General features: G+C 67.7%; 13 protein-coding genes. 9 read left to right on the plus strand and 4 right to left on the minus strand.

Annotated elements, in window-relative coordinates; all coding sequences use genetic code 11:
• Positions 1-5 precede the first annotated feature (5 nt).
• The 3 genes from cobN to CFE50_RS05415 are packed head-to-tail and all read left to right on the plus strand — an operon-like array spanning position 6 to position 5465.
• Entirely contained in the window at positions 6-3755 is a 3750-nt protein-coding gene (gene cobN / locus CFE50_RS05405) for a cobaltochelatase subunit CobN (RefSeq protein WP_286731894.1), read from the plus strand.
• Position 3756: 1 nt separating this feature from the next.
• Positions 3757-4800 carry a magnesium chelatase ATPase subunit I gene (locus CFE50_RS05410; protein WP_286731896.1) on the plus strand — a complete coding sequence of 348 codons (1044 nt, stop codon included), beginning with the start codon at positions 3757-3759 and terminating at the stop codon, positions 4798-4800.
• A 20-nt stretch (positions 4801-4820) separates the two neighbouring features.
• On the plus strand, positions 4821-5465 hold the full coding sequence (locus CFE50_RS05415; protein WP_286731899.1) for a vWA domain-containing protein: 645 nt from the start codon (positions 4821-4823) through the stop codon (positions 5463-5465).
• 219 nt (positions 5466-5684) lie between these two features.
• Here CFE50_RS05415 and CFE50_RS05420 read toward each other — a convergent pair whose 3' ends face one another.
• The 4 genes from CFE50_RS05420 to CFE50_RS05435 form a co-directional block, all read right to left on the minus strand.
• The gene (locus tag CFE50_RS05420) at positions 5685-6605 is read right to left on the minus strand and encodes a metal ABC transporter substrate-binding protein (protein ID WP_286731901.1); all 921 of its coding nucleotides are present in this window, start codon (positions 6603-6605) and stop codon (positions 5685-5687) included.
• 11 nt (positions 6606-6616) lie between these two features.
• The gene (locus CFE50_RS05425) at positions 6617-7486 is read right to left on the minus strand and encodes a metal ABC transporter permease (protein WP_007158472.1); all 870 of its coding nucleotides are present in this window, start codon (positions 7484-7486) and stop codon (positions 6617-6619) included.
• The gene (gene aztA, locus CFE50_RS05430; RefSeq protein WP_286731903.1) at positions 7483-8217 is read right to left on the minus strand and encodes a zinc ABC transporter ATP-binding protein AztA; all 735 of its coding nucleotides are present in this window, start codon (positions 8215-8217) and stop codon (positions 7483-7485) included. The genes CFE50_RS05425 and aztA overlap by 4 nt, the downstream gene beginning before the upstream one ends.
• A 267-nt stretch (positions 8218-8484) precedes the next feature.
• A complete protein-coding gene (locus CFE50_RS05435) occupies positions 8485-9582 on the minus strand; it encodes a DNA topoisomerase IB (RefSeq protein ID WP_286731904.1) in 1098 nt (365 codons plus the stop codon).
• Positions 9583-9672: 90 nt separating this feature from the next.
• On the opposite strand from CFE50_RS05435, the gene CFE50_RS05440 reads away from it, so the two are divergent.
• From CFE50_RS05440 to ctpM, 6 genes are all read left to right on the plus strand, one after another.
• Positions 9673-9930: a DUF3253 domain-containing protein gene (locus CFE50_RS05440; RefSeq protein ID WP_286731905.1), complete on the plus strand. Its 258-nt coding sequence runs from the start codon at positions 9673-9675 to the stop codon at positions 9928-9930.
• Positions 9931-10003: 73 nt separating this feature from the next.
• The gene (locus tag CFE50_RS05445) at positions 10004-10312 is read left to right on the plus strand and encodes a PepSY domain-containing protein (RefSeq protein WP_115945580.1); all 309 of its coding nucleotides are present in this window, start codon (positions 10004-10006) and stop codon (positions 10310-10312) included.
• Positions 10313-10332: 20 nt separating this feature from the next.
• Positions 10333-10608, plus strand: a complete 276-nt coding sequence (locus CFE50_RS05450; protein ID WP_145151289.1) for a PepSY domain-containing protein — start codon at positions 10333-10335, stop codon at positions 10606-10608.
• Complete coding sequence (locus CFE50_RS05455; RefSeq protein WP_286731906.1) at positions 10609-11274, plus strand: response regulator transcription factor; 666 nt, start codon at positions 10609-10611, stop codon at positions 11272-11274.
• Complete coding sequence (locus CFE50_RS05460; protein WP_286731907.1) at positions 11271-12608, plus strand: ATP-binding protein; 1338 nt, start codon at positions 11271-11273, stop codon at positions 12606-12608. The genes CFE50_RS05455 and CFE50_RS05460 overlap by 4 nt, the downstream gene beginning before the upstream one ends.
• A 67-nt stretch (positions 12609-12675) precedes the next feature.
• The gene (gene ctpM, locus CFE50_RS05465; protein WP_286731908.1) at positions 12676-14352 is read left to right on the plus strand and encodes a methyl-accepting chemotaxis protein CtpM; all 1677 of its coding nucleotides are present in this window, start codon (positions 12676-12678) and stop codon (positions 14350-14352) included.
• The last annotated feature ends 84 nt before the right edge of the window (positions 14353-14436 follow it).

Consider the following 14436-nt stretch of genomic DNA (forward strand, 5'->3'; position numbering starts at 1 on the left):
GCCAGATGCATCTGCTGCGTACCCAGCCGGGCGGCTTCGTCCCCGACGACGGCATCGCCCACCTGGCGCAGACGCCCGGTGAGATCGTCGTACTCTGCAGTGGCGATTCGCACCTGGCGCTGCTGGCGGAGGCGACCCGTAGCCTGGACGAAGACTATCCGAGTCTGCGCCTGGCCAATCCCATGCAGTTGCAGAACCACGCCTCGGTGGACCTCTATGTCGAGGAGGTGCTGAGCCAGGCTCGGGTGGTGTTCATCTCCCTGCACGGCGGCCAGGGTTACTGGCGTTATGGCATGGAACGGCTGGCCGAGTTGGCCGCGCGGGGGCTGACCCTGATCGCGGTACCCGGCTGCGATCGGCCTGATCCGGAGCTGATGGCCCTGGGTACGGTGGCCCCGGAGCTGGCCGAACGGCTGTGGCGCTATCTGCGCCAGGGAGGGCTGGGCAATGCCCGGGATTTCCTGCATTGCCTGGCGGCCGAATGCCTGGGTGCCCCGTACACCTACCAGCCGCCACGGGAATTGCCGCGGGTGGCGGTCTATCAGCCGGAAGGCCTGGGTCTGGACGGCTGGCGCCAGCACTGGCGACCGGATTGGCCGACCGCGGCGCTGCTGTTCTATCGCACCCATCTGCAGTCGGCCAACACCGCCTTCGTCGACGTCTTCTGCCAACAGCTGGCCGCCGAAGGGCTGAATCCGTTGCCTATCGCCGTGGCCAGTCTCAAGGAGCCGGCCTGTCTGGAGGAGGTGGAGCGGCTGCTGGACGAGACCAACGCCGCGCTGATCCTCAATACCACCGGCTTCGCCCAATCCAGTCCGGAGCGGCCGAATCTCACGCCGTTCCGTCGCCCGGTGCCGGTGCTCCAGGCCATCTGCGCCCAGGACAATCGCGAGCGCTGGCTGGAGAATCCCCAGGGTCTGGGTGCCCGCGATCTGGCCATGCATATCGCCCTGCCGGAATTGGACGGGCGCATCATTACCCGGCCGATCAGCTTCAAGGGCCTGGCCTGGCGCTGCGAGCGCAGCCAGAGCGACGTGGTCAACTACCAGGCCGATGGCGAGCGCATGGCCTTCGTCGCCCGCCTGGCGCGCAACTGGATCGAGCTGGCGCGGCGTCCCGCGGCGGACAAGCGCATCGCCCTGATCCTGGCCAACTATCCGACCCGTGACGGCCGCATCGGCAATGGCGTGGGTCTGGATACCCCGGCGGCGGCGCTCGGGGTGCTGCAGGCCCTGCAGGGCGCCGGCTATCCGGTGGCCAATCTGCCGGAGAGCGGCACCGCCCTGATCGAGCGCCTGCTCGGTGGGGTGACCAACGACAGCGCTCTGCGCGATCTGCGTCCGGCGTTGCAGAGCCTGGCGCTGGATGACTACCAGGCCTTATTCGCCGGGTTGCCACCCAGCCTGCAGCAGGCGGTGACCGAGCGCTGGGGTGGGCCCGAAGCCGATCCCATGCACCGTCGCGGTCGGCTCATGGTGGCCGGGGTGCGCTTCGGCCTGACCTTTGTCGGCATCCAGCCGGCGCGTGGCTATGACGTCGATCCGGCGGCGGTCTACCACGATCCTGCGCTGGTGCCGCCCCATGGCTACCTGGCCTTCTATTTCTGGCTGCGCGAGGCCTATGGCGCCCAGGCGGTGGTGCATCTGGGCAAGCACGGCAATCTGGAGTGGCTGCCGGGCAAGGGCGTCGGGCTGTCGGCGGAGTGTTGGCCGGACGCCATCCTCGGACCGCTGCCCAACGTCTATCCCTTCATCGTCAACGACCCGGGCGAGGGCGCCCAGGCCAAGCGCCGTACCCAGGCGGTGATCATCGACCACCTGATGCCGCCGCTGACCCGGGCCGAGAGCTACGGGCCGCTGCGCGACCTGGAGCGCCTGGCCGACGAATACTATGACGCCAGCCTGCTGGATCTGCGGCGCGCCACCGAACTGCGTGGCGAGATCCTGCAACTGGTGCGCGAGACCGCCCTGGATCGCGAGCTGGGGCTGGTGATCACCGACGATCCGGACAGCTGGTTGCCGCAACTGGACGCCTATCTCTGCGACCTCAAGGAGTCGCAGATCCGCGACGGTCTGCACGTGTTCGGTAGATCTCCGACCGGACAATTGCGGCGCGATACCCTGGTGGCCCTGCTGCGCATCCCCCGTGGCGATGCCCAGGGCGGCAATGCCAGTCTGTTGCGGGCGCTGGCCAAGGATCTGCGGTTGGACTTCGATCCCCTGGCCGCCGACCTGGGCGAGCCCTGGCAAGGGGCGCGCCCGGCTTGTCTGGCGGCGCTGTCCGCCGAACCCTGGCGCACCCTGGGCGATACCCGAGAACGCCTGGAGTTGCTGGCCCTGGCGCTGGTCGCCGCGAGGGTCGATGCCGAGCCGCTGCCGTTGGCGCTGGACGAACTGCCGGCGACCCGGCCGGTGCTGGAACACCTGGTCACCCAGGTGGCGCCGGCGCTGGACGGCTGTGGCCGCGCTGAAATCGGCGGCCTCCTGGCGGCCTTGGACGGACGCTTCGTGCCGGCCGGTCCCAGTGGCGCGCCCAGTCGCGGGCGGCTGGATGTCCTGCCCACCGGGCGCAACTTCTTTTCCGTGGACGTGCGCAACCTGCCGAGCATGACCGCCTGGCGGCTCGGCTGGCAGTCGGCCAATCTGCTGCTGGAGCGTCATCTGCAGGAGGAGGGCGACCACCTGCGCCAGCTCGGGCTCTCGGTCTGGGGCACCGCGACCATGAGGACCGGCGGCGACGACATCGCCCAGGCCATGGCCCTGCTGGGCGTGCGCCCGGTGTGGCAGACCGGCAGCGCCCGGGTCGAAGACTTCGAGATCCTGCCGCTGTCGCTGCTGGATCGCCCGCGGGTGGATGTCACCCTGCGCATCTCCGGTTTCTTCCGCGATGCCTTCGGCGGTCTGGTACGGCTGTTCGATGCCGCCGTCCAGGCGGTCGCGGCCCTGGACGAACCGGACGATCTCAACCCCCTGGCCGCCCAGGTCCGCCGCGAGCGCGCTGCCCTGGAAGCGGCCGGTACCGCTGCTGACCTCGCCCGGCGTCAGGCCGGCTGGCGCATCTTCGGCGCCCAGCCCGGCGCCTATGGCGCCGGTGTCCAGGGCGTGGTGGAAGAGCGCCAGTGGCAGGATCGCAGCGAACTGGCCACGACCTACCTCAACTGGGGCGGCTATGCCTATGGCGCTGAGGATGAGGGCACCGCCGCCCGTGACGACTTCTCGCGCCGCCTCGGCCGGCTGCAGGCCGTACTGCAGAACCAGGACAACCGCGAGCACGATCTGCTCGATTCCAACGACTACTACCAGTTCCAGGGCGGCATGCTGGCCGCCGCCGAGACCCTGAGCGGGCAGCGTCGCGCCAGCTACTTCGGTGACCACGCCCAAGCCGATCTGCCGAGGATCCGCACCCTCAAGGAAGAACTGGGCCGCGTGGTGCGCTCGCGGGCGGCCAATCCCAAGTGGATCGCCGGCATGAAGCGCCATGGCTACAAGGGGGCCTTCGAGATGGCCGCCACCGTGGACTACCTGTTCGGCTTCGGCGCCACCACCGAGCTGGTGGAGGATCACCAGTACCGGCAACTGGCCGATGCCTATCTGCTCGACGCCGATACCCGTGACTTCGTCGAACGCCACAACCCCGAGGCCCTGCGCGACATGACCGAGCGCCTGCTGGAAGCCCAGCAGCGCGGCCTCTGGCAGGATCCGGGCGACTACCGCGAAGCCCTCGAACAGCTCCTGATGGATATGGATGAAGCCTGAGATGACCGCCCCCGTCTTTCCCCTGGCCGCCGTGGTCGGCGCCGACAGCCTCAAGCTGGCGCTGTGCCTGAATGCCATCGATCCCCGTATCGGCGGTGTGCTGATCGAAGGACCCCGGGGCATGGCCAAGTCGACCCTGGCCCGGGGCCTGGCCGATCTGCTCGGCGACGGTCCCTTCGTCACCCTGCCATTGGGCGCCAGCGAAGAGCGCATCGTCGGCACCCTGGATCTGGAGGCGGCGCTGGGCGAGGGCCGGGCGCGCTTCGCGCCGGGCGTACTGGCAGCGGCCCATGGCGGCGTGCTCTATGTCGACGAGGTCAATCTGCTGCCGGATCACCTGGTCGATCTGCTGCTGGATGTGGCGGCCAGTGGCGTCAACCGGGTGGAGCGCGACGGCATCTCCCATGAGCACGCCGCGCGTTTCCTGCTGGTCGGCACCATGAATCCGGAGGAGGGGGAGTTGCGTCCGCAGTTGCTGGATCGCTTTGGTTTCGCCCTGGCGCTGGACAGCCGGCCGGCCCCCCGGGAGCGGGCGGAGATCCTGCGCCGGCGGCTGGCCTTCGACAGCGATCCGTCAGTCTTCATTGCGCAGTGGGAGGCGGCGCAGGCGGAACTGCGGCAGCGGTGCGCTGTGGCCCGTGCACGGCTGGCGGACATTCCACTGGACGATGCCGCGCTGGACGCCATCACTGCAGGCTGCCACCAGGCCGGGGTCGACGGCCTGCGTGCCGATCTGGTCTGGTTGCGCGCGGCCCGCGCCCATGCGGCCTGGCGCGGCGCCACGTCGATCGAAAACGCCGATATCGCCGCCGTGGCCGAATTCGCCCTGCGCCATCGGCGCCGCGAGTTGGCGGATGGTTCTTCAGTAATACCACCCCTTCAGGATAATTTGGCGCCCGCTACTTCGGAGCGAGCGCCTGGCGATCAACAGGAGCAGCGGGATGCCGAGCCCGCGCAAGGCGAGGGCGATAGCTGGGGTGCCCTGGCGCCGGAGCCCACTGCAACGGGTCCCAGACGCCGTTTGGGCGGGGCAAAAAAGTCCTAGGCATCCGATCGTCCTACCCCTTGGATCGCGATGCCCGAAGCGGGACAGGCAAGGCCGCGGGCGGTCGCCAGGGCGCGCGTTCGCCGGGTACCGAAGGCCCTGTCGCCTGGGTACCGACGCTGCTCCGCGGGCGTCCGCGTCGCGCGGGTGATCTCCTGCGGCAACCGCGCCGACGGCGTCCGGCCCAGCTCTGGCTGGTGATCCTCGATCACTCCGCGTCCACCCGCCGCCACGGTGCCCTGGCCCAGGCCAAGGGCCTGCTGGCCGACTGGTTCGAGCAGGCCTATCGCCAGCGGGTCAGGGTCGCGGTCCTGCAGACGGCCGGAGATCGTCCTGAGTGGTCTTTCCAGGGACAGCGCAGCGGTCAGGCCCTGCAGGCCTGGCTGGAGCAGCTGGGGGCGGGCGGGGGAACGCCCTTGCTGGCGGGACTGGCGGAAGCCCAGGCCTGGCTGAAGAGTCGCCGGCGGCAGCGTCCCGGCGAGGAATGCCAGCTGCTGCTGGTCACCGATGGCCGCCTGCGTGAGCTGGAGGGGCTGGCCCTACCGGACTGTCCCATCCGGGTGCTGGATATCGAATTGGGACCGCTGCGTCTGGGGCGGGCAGGGGAATTGGCTCGGCGCCTGGGTGCGGAATACCTTCACCTTGAGGAAGTACCGGTGGTCTAGCCTCCGGTCCGGTGTGGGTTGGGCCGAGACGGCCTCTTCGTCGAAGCCCCACATCGAGGAACTAGAGTCTTGCTCTGTTGGGCTTCGCTGCGCTTAACCCAACCTACCGGTGTAGCGTAGGTTGGGTTGAGACGGCCTTATCGTCGAAGCCCAACACCGAGGCACTCGAGCCTCGCGCTGTTGGGCTTCGCTGCGCTCAACCCACCCTACCAGAGCGCCTTAATGCCCGCTCTTCATCGCCTTGACCAGGGTATCCACGTTGTAGCGGAACATGGCGGCATAGGTGGGCGCCGGGCCGTCTGCCGGTGACAGGGCTTCGACGTACAGCTCGCCACCCGGCTGGGCGCCGCTGGCCTTGGCGATCTGCTGCACCAGGCGCGGATCGTTGGAGTTCTCGAAGAAGTAGGTGGCGACATGCTCCTGCTTGATCTGGCGGATCAGCTTGGCGACGTCCTGGGCGGACGCCTCGGCCTCGGTCGACAGCCCCAGCGGCGAGATGAAGGTCACGCCATAGGCGTCCGCGAAGTAGCCGAAGGCGTCGTGGGAGGTCAGCACCTTGCGTTTGGCCTTGGGTACCTGGCCGATCTGCTCGCGGGCATAGCGATCCAGGGCTTCCAGTTCGGCGATGTAGCGATCGCCGTTGGCCTTGAAGGTGGCCGCGTCCGCCGGATCCACCGCGGACAGCGCCTTCACCACGTTGCGGGTGTAGACGATCACGTTGAGCGGGTTGTTCCAGACGTGGGGGTCGATACCGCCATGGTCGTGATCATGGTCCGCGTGGCCGTGCTCATCCTCGTCTTCCGCCATCTCGCGGGTCTTGATCCCTTCGCTGAGCACCACCGGCGGGCGCGCCTGGCCGGAGGCCTTGATCAGGCGGTCCATCCAGCCTTCCAGGTGCAGGCCGCTCATGAACACCACATCGGCCTGTTTCAGCGCCTGGGCATCCGTGGGCGTCGGTTCGTAGGCATGGGGATCGCCATTGGGACCGACCAGGGAGGAGACCTGCACCTGATCGCCACCGACCTGTTTGACCACGTCGGCGATCACGGTAAAGGTGGCGACGGCCTTGACCGGGGCGGCCTGGGCCTGGCCGGCAGCGGCAAGCAGCAGGGCAGCGCCCAGGGAGAACAGGGATTTCATGGTGACTCCTTTCAGTGGGTGAGGTGGGGGCGGGGGCGCAGTCGCCGGTAGAGACCCAGGCGACCGAACAGCAGGGACAGGAGGTAGCAGCCACCTGCAGTAAGGACGATGGCCGGACCCGAGGCGCAGCCGAGGTGGTAGGACAGCACCAGGCCGATCAGGCCGCTGAGGCTGGCGATCAGGCTGGCCACCGCCATCAGCCCGGGCAGGCTGTTGGCCCAGAAGCGCGCCGCGGTAGCCGGCAGCATCATCAGACCCACCGCCATCAGGGTGCCCAGCGCCTGGAAACCGGCGACCAAATTGAGCACCACCAGCAGCAAAAACAGCAGGTGATAGAGCGAGCCACGCCCGCCCACGGCGCGCAGGAAGCCCGGATCGAAGCACTCCAGCGCCAGCGGCCGGTAGATCACCGCCAGCACCAGCAGCGACAGCGTGGCGATGCCGGCGACCAGATAGAGCGCCGTGGCGTCGATGGCCAGGATGGTGCCGAACAGCACATGCAGCAGATCCACGCTGGAGCCGTGCAGCGACACGATCAGCACCCCGGCGGCCAGGGACATCAGGTAGAAGCTGGCGAAGCTGGCGTCCTCGCGCTGGCTGGTGAAGCGGCTGACCAGACCGGCGAGACCGGCCACCAGCAGGCCGGCAAGCATCCCGCCGATGCCCATGGCCGGCAGCGACAGCCCGGCGACCATGAAGCCCAGGGCCGCGCCGGGCAGCACGGCATGACTCATGGCATCGCCCACCAGACTCATGCGCCTGAGCATCAGCAGGACGCCCACCGGACCGGCGCCCAGCGCCAGGGCCAGACAGGCCACCAGGGCGCGGCGCATGAAGCCGAATTCGACGAAGGGTTCGACGAGGAATTGATAGAGGGTCATGCGCGTTCACAGACCGCCGCGTTGGCGTCCCAGCGTTCGGCGAGATTGCGGGCGCGGGCCAGATGCTCGCTGACCAGCACCTGATCGGTGTTGCCCCAGGCGATGGCCTCCCGGGCCAGCAGCAGGGTCTCGGGAAAGTGCTGGCGAACCTGCTCCAGGTCGTGCAGCACGGCGATCACCGTGCGGCCCTGGCCATGCCAGCGGCGGACGATGGTTAGCAGGTCCGCGGTGGTGCGGGCATCGATGGAGGTGAAGGGCTCGTCCAGCAGCAGCACGGGAGCGTCCTGCAACAGCAGCCGGGCGAACAGCACCCGCTGGAATTGTCCGGACGAGAGCGCGCCGACCAGGCGATCCTCCAGGCCTTCGAGACCCACCGCCTGCAGCGCCCTGGCCGCTTCCTCCCGGTGGGCGGCAGTCACCCCGCGCCAGAGGCCCAGCCCGCGCCAGGCACCCAACACCACGGTTTCCAGCACGCTGAGGGGAAAGCTGCGGTCGATCTCCGCGGCCTGCGGCAGGTAGCCCAGACGGCGTTGCGGCACCGCGCGGTTGACCCGGCCACTGACCGGTCTCAGGGTGCCGGCGATGGCCTTGAGCAGGGTGGACTTGCCCGCCCCGTTGGGGCCGACGATGGCGGTAAGACTGCCGGTGCGGAAGCAGCCACTGAGATGATGGATGGCCGGATGCCGCTGATAGGCCAGGGTCAGGTCCTGGAGTTCGATGGCGGCGCTCATGGCAGGGCGACTGCCCAGAGCACGGCCAGCCACAGGGCGACCAGGGGAATGCTGGCGAGCAGCAGGCGGGCGGGTACGGAGAGCAGCAACAGGGAAGCGCGCGGGGATGCCATGATCGAGCCTTGGGTAACGTGCAAAAGTTATAACATAACAATTACAGTGACGTCATCAGGGCGTGCGGGATGAAGCTCGCTAGGCGAGCAGCGTCGGATTTTTCCGCAGAATGTTCCCTGCCCCAAGTAAGAGGCAGGGTAGGGAGCGACCCTGTCAGGCCGCCTGGGTCTCCCCCATCCGCTGTTCCAGGCGTTGCAGGAAGTTGAGCAGCAGCACCTCTTCCTCCTTCAGCCCTTTGCGCTTGCGCGGTTTGGGCAGGGTGCAGAGGTCGCCGGCGAGGAAGGCATCCAGCACGCCGGGGTGGATATAGCACTTGCGGCAGACCGCCGGGGTATTGCCCAGGGTGCGGGATACCGCCTTGACCATGTCCACCAGTTCCTTCTTGGCATCGGTCTGGGTCTCGCAGCGCAATTCGCGCAGGGCTTCCAGGGCTAGGGCGCTGCCCGCCCAGGTGCGGTAGTCCTTGGCGGTGAAGTCGGCGCCGGTGAGTTCGTGCAGGTAGGCGTTGACGTCCGAGGAGGTCACGGTATGGCGTTCGCCATCAGCGTCCACATACTGGAAAAGGTGCTGGCCCGGTAGCTCCAGGCACTTCTTCACGGTTCGCGCCAGGCGCGGATCGCTGACCTTGATGTCGTGCTCCACCCCGCTCTTGCCGCGGAAGTGGAAGGCAATGGTGTTGCCATGCACCTCGGCGTGCCGGTTGCGCAGGGTGGTGAGGCCATAGGACTTGTTGCTCTTGGCATACTGGGCGTTGCCGACCCGGATCAGCGTCGCGTCGAGCAGGCTGATGACCGTGGCCATGACCTTTTCCCGACAGAGGCCGCGGCGGGCGAGATCCTCTTCCACCCGCTGCCGCAGCTTGGGCAGGGCCTGCCCAAAGGCCAGCATCCGTTCGTACTTGTCGGTATCGCGGATCTCGCGCCAGCGCGGGTGGTAGCGATACTGCTTGCGGCCGCGGGCGTCGCGTCCGGTGGCCTGCAAATGGCCGTTGGCGTCCGGACAAATCCAGACATCGGTATAGGCCGGCGGGATGGCCAGCTTGTTGATCCGCTCGACTTCCGCCTGGTCGCGGATGCGCTCGCCAGCGGGGGTGAAGTAGGCCCATTTGCCGCGTAACTCGCGCCGGCTCAAACCCGGCTGGCTGTCGTCGACGTAGTTGAGATCGGGGGGCAAGGGGGTGCAGAGGGCGGTACCGGTGTCGTCACGCTCATCGGCGGGGATGGGCAGGTCGGTCTGAGCGAGGCGTTGCATTACTTTCGAGGGTTTCGAGCGAGAGGTCATGACTGCACCGACGATTTCCTGGTCGAAACGGTGGACTCCAGGAAACAGGACCCGGTTCTCATGACAGCGCTCGAGCCGACCGACGCACAGTTGCGCAAAGCCTTGCTGGCCAAGGCACGGGCGCGCCGCCTAGGGACCACCTTCTGTCCTTCGGAGGTGGCGCGCGACCTGGCCGCGGACTGGCGGCCATTGATGGAACCCCTGCGCGAGGTGGCGCGGGAACTGGCTCGCGCAGGCCAACTGCGGGTGACGCAGAAGGGTGAAACCCTGGACACCGAAGCGCCCTGGCGCGGTCCGATCCGATTAAGCTTGGCTTAAGCGGCGTTTAAGTTTCGATTAATGGCCGATGGCTACTCTGGAAACCGTTCAGACAGCAACCAGAGGAATCACCATGAAAAAGCTCACCGCCCTTGCGACCGCCGCCCTCCTGCTCACCGGTGTGGGCGTTGCCCAGGCCCGCGATCTCGGCCCCGACGAAGCCCTCAAGCTGCGTGACAGCGGCAAGATCAAGAGCTTCGAGGTGCTCAACCAGGCCGCCATCGCCAAGCACCCGGGCTCGACCACCCACGAGACCGAACTGGAAGAAGAATACGGTCGCTACATCTACCAACTGGAACTGCGTGACCCCAAAGGTGTGAAATGGGATCTGGAACTCGACGCCACCACTGGCGAAGTCCTGAAAGATCAGCGCGACGACTGACCGTCGCCCTCGCCGGACTCTTGCTGCTCGGCAGTGTCTCGCCGCTGATCCAGGCCCGCGACCTGGATCAGGACGAGGCCCTCAAGCTGCGCAAGGAGGGGGTGATCCGCCCGCTCGAGACCCTCTTGCAGCGGGTCAACGAACGTTATCCCCAGGCGCGGCTGCTGGAAGCCGAACTGGAGGAAGAAGACGGTCAGTATCGCTACGAGATCGAGATCCTCGTCGGCGAGGTCGTTCGCGAACTGGAAATCGGCGCGATGGATGGCGCCATCATGAAGGACGAGGTGGACGACTAGATGCGCCTACTGCTGGTGGAAGACGATGTCGCCCTGGCCGACGAGATTTCGGCGTTCCTTGCCCGCCAAGGCTATGCCGTAGACTGGCTGGCCGATGGCCGCGACGCTGCCTGGCAGGGTGCCCAGGAGCCCTATGACCTCATCGTGCTCGATCTCGGCCTGCCGGGGCGGCCAGGGCTCGAGGTGCTCGGGGAGTGGCGCGCGAAGGCGCTGGCGACGCCGGTCCTGATCCTGACCGCCCGCGACAGCTGGGCGGAGCGCATCGACGGTCTCAAGGCCGGTGCCGACGACTACCTCACCAAACCCTTTCACCCCGAGGAGCTGAGCCTGCGCATCGCCGCCTTGCTGCGGCGGGTCCGCGGCGTGGCCAACCAGCCGCTCCTGCAGGCCGCCGGACTCGCGCTGGACGAAGCGCGCCAGTGCGTGGTGCGTGGCAGCGAAACCATCGCCCTAAGCGCCGCGGAATTCCGTCTGTTGCGCTGTTTCCTGCTGCATCCGGGGCAGATCCTCTCCAAGACGCGCCTGAACGACCACCTCTACGACGGTGAGAGCGAGCGCGACTCCAATGTCATCGAGGTGCACGTCAATCATTTGCGACGCAAACTGGGGCGTGAGGTCATCGAGACGCGGCGCGGCCAGGGCTATCGCCTGGGCGGTGTCGATTGAGGTCCATCCAGGCCCGCCTCAGGGTCGGGCTGGTGGCCGTTTTGCTGGTGGCGGGCCTGGTACTGGTCCTGGGGGGCGCCTGGCTGGTGGACCATGCCCTGCGCCGCTATCTGGAGACCGGGCTGCGCGGCGAGACGGAAAATCTGCTCGCCGCCCTGGTGCGCGGGCCCCATGGCCTGCAACTGGACGAGGGGCGCCTGGGCAGCCTTTACACCCGCCCGCTGTCCGGTCGCTATTTCCTCATCGAGATCCCGACGCTGGATATCCGCTGGCGCTCGCGCTCGCTGTGGGACGCGCAACTGGAAGCGCCGCCCGGTAGTGGCCTGAGCGAGACCCTGGCGGACGGCCCTAGCGGCCAGCGACTGCTCACCTATCGCGCCGATTATCAGCGCTATGGCCAGACGGTACGGGTCGTGGTGGCCGACGACTACAACCCGCTGCTGACCAACCTGACGCGCATCCTCGCGTTCGGTGCCCTGCTGGGGCTGGCGACCCTGCTGCTGGTCCTGCTGCTGCAACGGCTGATCGTGCGCCGGGCGCTGCGCCCGCTGGAACAGGTGCGCGAGCAGATCGCCCAACTGCATCAGGGGCGCCGTTCGACGCTGGACGCCAGCGTGCCCACCGAACTCGCGCCGCTGGTGGAGGAGATGAACGCCTTGCTGCGCCATACCGAGGACAGCCTTAAGCGCGCGCGGCATGGCATCGGCAACCTGGGGCATGCGCTCAAGACGCCGCTGGCGGTGCTCACCAGCCTGGCCGAGCGTCCCGAACTCCAGGCGCTGCCCGAGCAGCGCGAGGTCTTGCGCGAGCAACTGGCGCGTATCCGCCAGCGGCTGGAGCGGGAGTTGCGCCGCGCCCGGCTAGCCGGCGAGGCCCTGCCCGGTGCGCATCTGGCTGGCGCCGAACTGCGCGAACTGTGTGGGCTGCTCAATCGCCTGCATGGCGAGCACCTGCTGTTCGATTGCCGGCTGCCGGCAGAGCTGCGCCTGCCCTGGGACCGGGAAGACCTGCTGGAGCTGTTCGGTACCCTGCTGGACAACGCCGGCAAGTGGGCGGATCAGCAGGTCCGGCTGGAGGTGGCGCAGCATGACGAGGGTTATCTGATCCGGATCGAAGACGACGGGCCCGGTGTGCCTGAGGCGCAGCGCGAGGCCATCCTCGCGCGGGGTTCCCGGCTGGACGAGGCGGTGGCCGGTCATGGCCTGGGGCTGGGAATCGCCAAAGATATCGTCGAGGGTTGCGGTGGAACCCTCGCCCTTGAGACTTCCGGGCTGGGTGGGCTGGCGGTGGTCATCCGCCTTCCGGCGTCGGTGCGCACAGCGTCTACGAGGTGACTTCTCAGTCAAGTTCTGTAGCGCGACGCCGATAACGGCACCAGCTCTTGCGATCAAGGAGAACCTCGTGAGCCTCAAACTTAAAGTCACCCTACTGGCAGTCCTGCCCGTCTGCCTGTTCACGCTCGTACTGGGTGGCCTGTCCTACTGGGTCTTGCACGAGCAGGCGCTCAAGGATGTCGCCGATGCCCGCGAGCGGCTGATGGTGCAGAGTCGCAACGGCCTGCAGAACACCGTGGAAGCGGCCATGACCGTGGTCAAGCCGCTGTACGACAGGGCCGCCGCGGGTGATACCGAGGCGCGCCAGGAGGCTATCCGCCTGCTGTCCGCCATCAGCTACGGCAAGGATGGCTATATCTTCGGCTACGATTCCAACGTGGTCCGCCTGTTCAAGGGCAACGACCCGGCCGGGATCGGTAAGAGCTTCAAAGACAATCGCGATCCCAGCGGCGTCTACCTCAACCAGGAACTGGTCCGGGTCGGCAAGGATGGCTCGCATTTCAGTCGCTACAGCTCTTCGCTGCCGGGTAACAAGGACGTGCTAGTGCCCAAGCTCGCCTATACCGACTACCTGCCCAACTGGGACCTGGTGATCGGTTCCGCGGTGAACCTGGATGGCGTGGAAGCCGAGGTCGCGGCCGTGGCCGACCAGGTCGCCAAGCGTACCCAGGACCAGCTCTGGCTGATCTTCGGTACCTCCGGCGTGCTGCTGGTGATGATCGGTATCGCCGCGCAACTCTTTGCCGCCCGGACCCTCAGGCCCCTGGCGCAGATTCGCGAGAACCTCGATGACATCGCCGCCGGCGAGGGCGATCTGACCCGCCGCCTGCCGGTCAACGGGCGTGACGAGATCGGTGAGCTGGCCGCCGCCTTCAACCGCTTCGTCGATCGCATCCAGGGCACCATCGCCCAGGTCGTCGACATCACTCACCAGTTCACCGGTCTGCTCGACGACGTCGCCCAGCAGGCCCAGCGCACCGATCGCGACATGCAGCGCCAGCGCAGCGAAACCGACCAGGTGGCCACCGCTATCAACCAGATGTCCGCGGCGGCCCAGGAAGTGGCGAGCAGTGCCCTGCAGGCCTCCGAAGCCACCCGCCAGACCGAGGAGAAGGGCCGGCTGGCCCGCGAGACGGTCGCCATCAGCGTGGCGCGCATTCATGAACTGGTCGAGGAGGTGCGCCAGAGCAGCGTGTCCCTGGATAGCCTCAAGCAGGACGTGGGCGCCATCGTCGGCGTACTGGACGTGATCCGCGCCATCGCCGAACAGACCAATCTGCTGGCGCTCAATGCCGCCATCGAAGCGGCGCGCGCCGGGGAGGCCGGTCGCGGCTTCGCCGTGGTCGCCGACGAGGTACGGGCCCTGGCCAGCCGGACCCAGCAGAGCACCCAGGAAATCCAGGGCATGATCGATCGCCTGCAACAGGCCACCGGCCGCGCGGTCGGGGCCATGGAACGCTCGGGCGGGATGGGCGAAGCCACCACGGCCCAGGCCGAGCAGGCTGGCACCGCCCTGGCTGCCATCAGCGAACTGATCGCCACCATCAACGCCATGAACAGCCAGATCGCCAGTGCCGCCGAGGAACAGACGGCGGTGGCCGAAGAAGTCAATCGCAGCGTCCACACCATCGCCAATGCCGTCGACAGCATGGCCCAAGGCGCCCAGCAGGGCGCGCGCAACACCGCCGGCATGGTCGGCCTGGGCGAGCGCCTGGACGGCCTGGTCCGCCAGTTTCGGATATGATCCCGGGCGCGCCGGTCTCGCCGGCGCGTCTCTTCGGGTCGAGTTGGGGTGCTTATGGGAACCCCACGGCTTCCGAGGCTCTAA

The sequence above is a fragment of the Pseudomonas sp. PGPPP4 genome, from assembly GCF_002256045.1.
Taxonomy (GTDB): Bacteria; Pseudomonadota; Gammaproteobacteria; order Pseudomonadales; family Pseudomonadaceae; genus Chryseomonas; species Chryseomonas oryzihabitans.

What these genes read in the sequence shown, in the direction of transcription:
- CFE50_RS05435 (WP_286731904.1), bottom strand. Translation starts at nt 9,582, where the DNA reads ATGCAACGCCTCGCTCAGACCGACCTGCCCATCCCCGCCGATGAGCGT.
- CFE50_RS05410 (WP_286731896.1), top strand. Translation starts at nt 3,757, where the DNA reads ATGACCGCCCCCGTCTTTCCCCTGGCCGCCGTGGTCGGCGCCGACAGC.
- aztA (WP_286731903.1), bottom strand. Translation starts at nt 8,217, where the DNA reads ATGAGCGCCGCCATCGAACTCCAGGACCTGACCCTGGCCTATCAGCGG.
- CFE50_RS05425 (WP_007158472.1), bottom strand. Translation starts at nt 7,486, where the DNA reads ATGACCCTCTATCAATTCCTCGTCGAACCCTTCGTCGAATTCGGCTTC.
- cobN (WP_286731894.1), top strand. Translation starts at nt 6, where the DNA reads ATGCATCTGCTGCGTACCCAGCCGGGCGGCTTCGTCCCCGACGACGGC.
- CFE50_RS05455 (WP_286731906.1), top strand. Translation starts at nt 10,609, where the DNA reads ATGCGCCTACTGCTGGTGGAAGACGATGTCGCCCTGGCCGACGAGATT.
- CFE50_RS05440 (WP_286731905.1), top strand. Translation starts at nt 9,673, where the DNA reads ATGACAGCGCTCGAGCCGACCGACGCACAGTTGCGCAAAGCCTTGCTG.
- CFE50_RS05420 (WP_286731901.1), bottom strand. Translation starts at nt 6,605, where the DNA reads ATGAAATCCCTGTTCTCCCTGGGCGCTGCCCTGCTGCTTGCCGCTGCC.
- CFE50_RS05445 (WP_115945580.1), top strand. Translation starts at nt 10,004, where the DNA reads ATGAAAAAGCTCACCGCCCTTGCGACCGCCGCCCTCCTGCTCACCGGT.